Here is a 7,502-nt window from a genome sequence, read left to right on the forward strand (position 1 = left end):
ACATACGCCCTCTTGTGCTGGGTTATGAACATATTTTCCATCTTCCCGAACTGCCGCCGATCCATAAAGACCCCTTTGACCGGATGCTCATCTGTCAGGCCATTGAACACGGCCTGACCATCCTGACGCCGGATGCACATATTCATCAATATCCGGTGAAAACCCTATGGTAGAGGCCATTCACCGTGAAGCCAGCGAGTTGACGATCAGGCTGATCAGTTCCGTGGCCTCGCCCATTTACCATCATCAGATTGATAGAGAAGCAATTTTCCCTGGTCAGTCATCGCTGTTCTTTCCAATTACACGCTCCCTGGTCCTGGCCCGCTGCCTGGCATGGGCATCATCAACCAGTTTCAAGGTTTCCTGCCAGGCCTCCATGCAGAAACCGATGAACGGCTGTAGTTTGTCCTGATGCGGAACAAGTTCATCCCCTGCCCTGATCTGCCCGGCAAGATGATGATAGGCGGCCAGCAGATCAATATACTGTTTGCGTTTCTCCCCTGGGATAATGATCGGTGGCAGTCCAGCCTTCAGAACCGGCAGATTGGCGACAAGCCGGGCCATCCTGCCGTTGCCGTCGCAAAACGGATGGATACGGACAAAGGCTACATGTAAGTACGCATGGGCTCGCCCAGCCTTGTCCCTGTCTCCCGGTTCCAGGGATTTTTCAAAATTCCTGTGCAGCCTGAACCAGGCTTTCATCAACTCCGGCACATCTTCAGGCGGAGCGTATTCAAAAATAACCTGCCTGCCGTCAACAATGCCTGCCGTGGAGTTCGGTTCCCTTTTCCACTGTCCAACCGGTTTGTACACGTCAAAGACAACTTCCGTCTGTACGGCTTTGTGCAGGGCAAACAGATCATCTTCCGCCAAACTTTTTTCAGAACGGACCAGTTCATAAAGCAGATCAATGGCCCTGGCATGGCCCACCACTTCCTGATGATCCTTGAGCGACTTGCCTGCAATGGTCAACCCTTCCTGGAGGACAAAGGCGGTATCGCCCAGGGTAAGGGTATTCCCCTCGATGGCAGTTGAAGAATGGGTCCACAGGTTGCGGAGCTGGATCAGCAGGGCGTCTCGAAGGTCGGGGTCGAGCCCACGGAAAAAGGTTAGCATGGCCTGAATACCCCGTTATAACTTTTCAATACACTCTACTCCATTCGGCGTGTTGCCCACGGTTACCTCGTAGTCGGTGAAAGACCGGGCCGGGCCGTCCGAACCCTCTTTGCGTTTCACCTGCACCAGGTCAAACAGCTTGTGGGCCGGTGCGTTGCCGAGTTTGTCTGCATGCTTGAAAACAAAAAGTTTGCGGCTACTCATCACGCCCCTGGCAGCTGAACGATCGTGTTCAAACATATTGATCAGACTATCCCATAAAAGTTCGAGATCTTGCTCGCTGAAACCTGTTTTCTTGGCAAGCGGTGCGGAAACAAACCCTTTGGCCAGGTAGAGCCCGTAAGGAATTATATGTTTACGCCCCATAGTCCGTTCCTTTTCCAGATCCCTGGCATTGGTTACCGCCATACGGGTAATGGAGATTTCCTGGGCCAATGTAGGTTCAACACTAGTGGCAAAAGCGAGTTGGACCGGCCCCCGCACCTGGCCACAGTTGACTTCCGTGGTCATGACAGCACCAAAGGCCCGGATGTCATAAAAATTGGCGCACATCCAGCCGGTCACCTTTTTCGCATCTTCCACCTTTTTCGGCAGTTTCTTTTTTTCAGGCTCAAGTTCATAAGCCCGATACGCCATCTTATTGGTGTCATTCAACACCGCCTTTTCCTGGATATAGATATTGAATCCCTCAGCCCCGTTTTTTATCAGGGCGACATGATTTCTGATCTTCCGCTTGAGGCAGACATCGGTGACCAGGCCATGCCCGGTTTCAGGATCAATACGGGGCATATTGCCTGCATCCGGGTCTCCGTTGGGGTTGCCGTTTTCCACATCAAAAAGCAGCACAAATTCATAGCGGTTGGCAATAGCAGTCATTATTCATCTCCCTTGTCTTTTTTGCTGGTAAACAGGTCTTTTCTCTGGTGATAGTAACCAATCATGAACAGCCCTTGCGCCTCGGCATCGAGAGTCTTGGGAAAGCCAGCGAGTTTATCCATGATCTCTTGTATTTTTCTGTCATATCCATAGGCCCATTTTTTCTTTTCAGAGTCCTTGCGTAACTTGGCAATATGATGGGCACTGTTCTTGAGCAGCATGTGAAAAACCAGGCCTGGAATTGCCGAAGCCGATGCCAGGTACTTATCCTTGATGGTTACCCCGGTATTGGGGATTGCGTCTTCCTGGGCTTTCTCCAGCACGGCGAACAGCCTGCCCAGAACATAGGCTGTATCACGCCGTTTGTTGTCCAATGCCATTGACACCTCCTTATATCGTGTATTTCGTACAAGAAAACCCTTCAGCAAAGCTGCCCGAAAATAGGTAACCTGTCCTTCGGCCCGTATACGGTCCAAAACTACGGGCAACAGGCTTTGCGGATATGGCGCACCTGTCAGCATGGCTCTGGCCATCCCACCGGCCAGTAAAGGCAGGATATTCTCACTTTTCCCCAGGGCAGCAGTCTGGACAAGCAATCGCCACAGCGGCGGAAATTCCGGCTCGTTGTCATACTGACGAACAATGCTGATATCGGAAAAATGTTTCGATACTCTGGTCAGAAGAGTGCCCAGCCTGTTTGTCTCCCAGAACCGGATGGAAAGCCTGGCCGCGTTGGGGGAAAGGCCGAGCAGGTAAAACCGTACATCCGGGTCCAGGTCCGGCAGGATGTCAACGGCCTGTTTTCCCTGTCGGAGGGCAAGCAGCAGATCGCGTATTTTTATTGCCGTTCCCTGGTCGGCAACGGTTTCCGGTTGTTGTTCTTCCGCGGGAGGATCGAAGAGATCTGCGAAAATATCTTCAACCGGGGTTTGCCGCTCCGCCCAGAAGACCAGAGTCATATCGCCGATACGCACTTTTTGCCTGCTATCAGGGGCCAGGAGATAGTTGAGCGCGGTCGTGTAGGCAAAGGCCGCCCGCTGGCCCACCGGGGCATTGAATGATTGTTTCTTGCCGTATGATTCAAAGGACTTTTTGTTAAAGGCGACTAAAGCGCCTTTTTGCTTGGTGCCAGGTAAACCTATTTTTGAATGCAACCTGGCCAGCGGAACCTCAGCGCCTTCAATCAAACATTGACCTCTCGGTGCTTTTTTCTGCCCTGCCCGGTATTTTCCCCAGGCAATGCGAGCTGCAGGCCGATCATGGATAAAACCGGGCACACCATCAAGGCGGAAGACAAGATTTGTGCCGCTGATTTCAGACCAGTCATCCCGGTCCCGTATAAATGATGCGTGCTGATTTTCATAAAATTGCAATATTGCCTTTAAGCCAACATCATTTTCATCTACGCAAAATTTTTTAAGTTGTTCCACAAACGCCTTGTGACGGCAAACAATCCAGTCATCTCCTTTTTCTTCTTCCTTTTTATTGTCTGCACCAAGAACAAATACCGTATTATCCCATAAAAAATTTGGATCTATTTTCGTCCCTGATCGTTTTTTAACTTCCGGCACTGTCAACTTGCGTGGCCGTTTCTTCTTGCCCACCTGCTCGCGCAGATCCTCAACCTCCATCAAAGTGCCGTCAGGCGAAAGCACCAGGGCAAAGGAGATGTTTTCCCTGCTGGTTCCCTCCAAGGGAATTTCGGTGTCAGGGTCTTCAAGGAGCCGCTGGTAGTATGTATGCAATGCCTGAAGAATCATGTCCGCACCTCCGGCGAGTGAGGGCGGGGCGGAGTAACGATACCATCCTTCATCACTGCCTTGAAAAACATGGGCGTCATGTTATTTGCAAAATCAATATCAAGAAGCATATAGCCCAACTCCTTTTCCTGCCCCTGGTAAAAGGAAGCCGGTATGTGTTTTTCCAGCAATTCAAAAAAAGCAGGGAATTCACGACAACCAAGGCAAGGCTGGTGAAAAAACTGTCCCTTTTTCGCCCGCCGTTGGAACATGGCAAGATGTTTCCCTGCTGTATCCTCAGGGCCAGCCTTGTCGGTTAGTTCAAAATGGGCCTCAATGACATACTCCACGTCGCGCAAAACGGTAGAGGCACGCTGCTGCCGGTTGTCCCCGTCGTCAACGAGATAAAAGAGGGGTTTGCCGCTTCGCATGGTTGTGGATGGATTCGCCTTTGAGATTTTACCAGCCACCTCATTGCGGCGGACGTTGTCGAAGCGGATAGGCCGAATTACATGTATCCTGTCAACAATCCAGCGAATGGCCGGTTTCCAATGGATCGCCTCCAAAATTCCCCGGGCTGCCGACGGGGTCATGACATCATAGGAAACACGCTCGACCTTCATCTCCGGCCTGGTGAAACAGGCGTAATCTCCCCATACCTTTAACGTAGTTCCATAAGCCATATAATCCTCTCAATGCAAATATGAACAGGGTGGGGCCACCAATATAAAGTGGCCCTGTAAAACCCTATCCTCTACTTTCTCTGTTTCAATCCACATCCTATTTCATTGGATGACATACTTTTCCCACTAACTATGGAGGCTCCAAAACAATCTCCGCATCCAGTAGTTTTTTTCTAAAAACCGAAATTCTAAAACGTATCCGCATGCTTCTCACCTCAATAATGTTGAAGTTGGATATCAATGATAGAGAAGCAGAAAAGATCTGTCAATATTTTTTTCAGAGATAGTAGTGGATTACTTTTATCAAGTTATCAAATCATCAGCATCCCACACACCGGCCCGATCCACACACAGGCCAACCTGCTTGTCATAACTGTTTTGGTTACATAGAAGCGGAAACTCCTTGTTGTCCTTATCGATCATCTCCACACCGCCAGCCTTGTGCATAATTTCCAGGTCCTTCTTGCGTACGGAGACAGTAAATGGCTGCAGTTTCCGCAACGTGGTCCGGCTGTATTCTCCGTGGCGAAGAACCCGAATCAATTCATCGCATTCAGGTTCGCGGGCTATGATGAGGTCAACCGTATCTTCCTCGATAAATTTGAAAAGCTGTGCTGCTTCCTGGAAGGGAAAACACAAATCCTTGTCCAGTGGAGCCGGATTGAGTAGTTTCATTATATTTTTTCCATCCAGTTCCTGGACATCGTAGAGCAGCTCGAAATAGCGGCGTATCATCTCCCGTCCCAGGGGTTCTTTATCCGGCAAGGCCCGAAGAGCTTCCCGTGCTCTGGAAACACACCGCTTCAGCCACGGCATGGATGGTTCTTTTTCCGATTCAAACACAAGGACTCTGCCCAACTTACCTTGATCATTAAGCCTTCCTTCCCGGTTGCATCGCCCTGCCGCCTGGGCTATGGAATCGAGCCCGGCCATGGCCCGGAAGACAACCGGAAAATCAAGGTCAACACCTGCTTCAACAAGTGATGTGGATACAACGCGGCATACCTGCCCCTGCTGCAGACGTTTTCTGATTCTTTGCAGCACCCGCTGCCTGTGAAGTGGATACATATTTGTTGACAGATGAAACGCGGCCTCTTTATCATCCAGCAGTTCAAAAACGCTTTGTGCCTGGGGCTTTGTGGATACTATACAGAGAACCTGTTTTTCCTTGCTGAGCAGTGTTGCCAGTTCAGCATCGGTTTGCCTGCCGATAAATTCGATTTCAACTCTTTGGAACTGACGAGAATACCTTTCCGTGTCCTCTATAATCTCTCGGATATCTGGCAGGGCGTTGCGGCGAAGCGAGCTGGTGTCATCAAGGGCGGGCTGGGTCGCAGTGCAGAGAACAACACTGCACCTGTACCGGGATACCAGCTCACGCAGAGAGGCAAGACAAGGTTTGAGATATTCGGTGGGAATGGCCTGGGCCTCGTCGAGAATGATTACACTGCCGGCAATATTGTGCAGCTTACGGCAGCGCAAGGTTTTACTGGCAAACAGCGACTCGAAAAACTGGACATTTGTCGTAACGACAATAGGCAGGTCCCAATTTTCCGCAGCAAGCCGATGGCTCAAATGGAGATCATGTTCATCAGGATCATCTTCGATGAGATTGCTATGATGTTCCAGGATCACCTCTGGGCCGAAAATTTCTTTGAACACCCGGGCATTCTGTTCAATGATCGAGGTGAAAGGGATAGCATAGATAATTCGCCGCAAACCATGTTCCACCGCATGATTCAGGGCAAAGGCCATGGAAGAGAGGGTTTTGCCTCCTCCGGTGGGGACGGTGAGGGAAAAAATCCCCTGCGGCATCACGGCCTGCGAAACGCATTGCCGAAAGATTTCCCGCCGCAGTTCATTAACCCGGCTTGGTACTGCCCCTCTGATAATCTTCTGCATGTGGCAGTCAAATATTTCCCAGAGATCAGCCAACTGGAGTTTTGAAGATTGATCCGGCCGGTATCTCGCCTTGTGCGGCGAACAGAACTGTTCGGTATCAAGAAAATCCGCGTCCACCAGGCATGAAAAAATCATCCTGGTGAAGAGTGAAAGGGAAAAAGCAGCCCACTCTCTGGTCAGAGTAAAAGGCGGACGCAGTTCGTCTCCACAATAAAGGCCCGGCAACAGCCTGGCATCATCGGGGATTCAAGCATGTTGCAGCCTGTAATGAAGCTGTCCCTGCTGCCTGCCTCCATCCGGCAATTCTCCGTGATGTCCGGCTATTATATAGGACAGCAGGATGCCAAGCCTGCCGCATTGTTCTTTTGCCGTCCTGGCTCCGAATGAGGAATGATCGACACGGATATTGCTGCCCTCCAGCCTTTTCTGGAACTTGCCGGTCGCCTTGCCCGCGTCATGAAGAATGCCTGCACAGTACCCCCACCTGGCCGCCCCAAACATGCCGGCAAATTCCCTGCCACGCCAGGCCACATTCTCCAGATGAACTTGAAGAGGTTGCCACTGCTCAACCGGCGAACCTTCCAGGCTATGGGCATAAAATTTTTTCATCAGAAATATCCTGCAACCAAATAATAGGGGAACTATCGTACCAGCTGACCATGCCCGATTATCGTGTCTTGTTTTTTAATTTTGTGCATGGAACCATGGTGAAAATTAAAATTGAAAGTAACTATTCAGCGAAAAAAAATGAAAAAGCAGTAAAAAAAGACTTGACAAGGTTTTAACGACAAATTTGGAATCTCAGTACTGTTCTAAGATTTATCACATTTCATCAATCAAACCGCCACAGTGGCTGACAGGAGGTTCTTTTATTTAAAAACGTCTTGCTTGCAGTTGAAAGATATTAGACGCGATACAGCTGATTTCAGGGCGAAAAACTTCGATTTCAAAACCTGTGCTATAGTTTGTTTAAACAAACGACACAGGAATTAAAAGCGGATGAAAATCGAGAACATTGATATACAGGCCACGATAGAAAAAACGCAGTTGCTGATACGCGAAGACAAGCAATTGTCAGTGTCCACAAGATCGATGTTCGAGATTTTGATATTGATTATCACCCTGCTTGCCAATCGCTTGAATTTAAACAGCACCAACAGCAGCAAGCCGCCCTCAAGCGATCCGA

6 protein-coding genes and 1 pseudogene are annotated in these 7,502 nt (G+C 49.8%); 1 reads left to right on the plus strand and 6 read right to left on the minus strand.

Annotation, left to right across the window (positions count from 1 at the left end; genetic code table 11):
- Nucleotides 1-276: 276 nt before the first annotated feature.
- From ACXLDX_RS03220 to ACXLDX_RS03245, 6 genes are all read right to left on the minus strand, one after another.
- The gene (locus ACXLDX_RS03220) at nt 277-1,116 is read right to left on the minus strand and encodes a Fic family protein (protein WP_457575751.1); all 840 of its coding nucleotides are present in this window, start codon (nt 1,114-1,116) and stop codon (nt 277-279) included.
- 15 nt (nt 1,117-1,131) lie between these two features.
- Nucleotides 1,132-1,992 (minus strand): type I-C CRISPR-associated protein Cas7/Csd2, encoded by an 861-nt coding sequence (gene cas7c / locus ACXLDX_RS03225; protein ID WP_457575752.1) that lies wholly within the window; start codon nt 1,990-1,992, stop codon nt 1,132-1,134.
- Entirely contained in the window at nt 1,992-3,752 is a 1,761-nt protein-coding gene (gene cas8c / locus ACXLDX_RS03230) for a type I-C CRISPR-associated protein Cas8c/Csd1 (RefSeq protein WP_457575753.1), read from the minus strand. Before cas8c ends, cas7c begins: the two co-directional genes overlap by 1 nt.
- Nucleotides 3,749-4,414, minus strand: coding sequence for a type I-C CRISPR-associated protein Cas5c (cas5c, locus tag ACXLDX_RS03235; protein ID WP_457575754.1), 666 nt, complete (start codon nt 4,412-4,414; stop codon nt 3,749-3,751). The genes cas8c and cas5c overlap by 4 nt, the downstream gene beginning before the upstream one ends.
- Before the next feature lie 303 nt (nt 4,415-4,717).
- Nucleotides 4,718-6,541, minus strand: coding sequence for a CRISPR-associated helicase Cas3' (gene cas3, locus ACXLDX_RS03240; RefSeq protein WP_457575755.1), 1,824 nt, complete (start codon nt 6,539-6,541; stop codon nt 4,718-4,720).
- A gap of 21 nt (nt 6,542-6,562) precedes the next feature.
- Nucleotides 6,563-6,925, minus strand: coding sequence for a CRISPR-associated endonuclease Cas3'' (locus ACXLDX_RS03245; RefSeq protein ID WP_457575756.1), 363 nt, complete (start codon nt 6,923-6,925; stop codon nt 6,563-6,565).
- A 390-nt stretch (nt 6,926-7,315) separates the two neighbouring features.
- Between ACXLDX_RS03245 and ACXLDX_RS03250 the strand changes: the two are divergent.
- A pseudogene (locus ACXLDX_RS03250) lies at nt 7,316-7,502 on the plus strand (IS66 family transposase); the annotation flags it as partial.

It is taken from the genome of Desulfomarina sp. (assembly GCF_054039375.1).

Coding starts and splice junctions, on each gene's coding strand:
- ACXLDX_RS03220 (WP_457575751.1), bottom strand. CDS start 1,116: ATGCTAACCTTTTTCCGTGGGCTCGACCCCGACCTTCGAGACGCCCTG.
- cas7c (WP_457575752.1), bottom strand. CDS start 1,992: ATGACTGCTATTGCCAACCGCTATGAATTTGTGCTGCTTTTTGATGTG.
- cas8c (WP_457575753.1), bottom strand. CDS start 3,752: ATGATTCTTCAGGCATTGCATACATACTACCAGCGGCTCCTTGAAGAC.
- cas5c (WP_457575754.1), bottom strand. CDS start 4,414: ATGGCTTATGGAACTACGTTAAAGGTATGGGGAGATTACGCCTGTTTC.
- ACXLDX_RS03245 (WP_457575756.1), bottom strand. CDS start 6,925: ATGAAAAAATTTTATGCCCATAGCCTGGAAGGTTCGCCGGTTGAGCAG.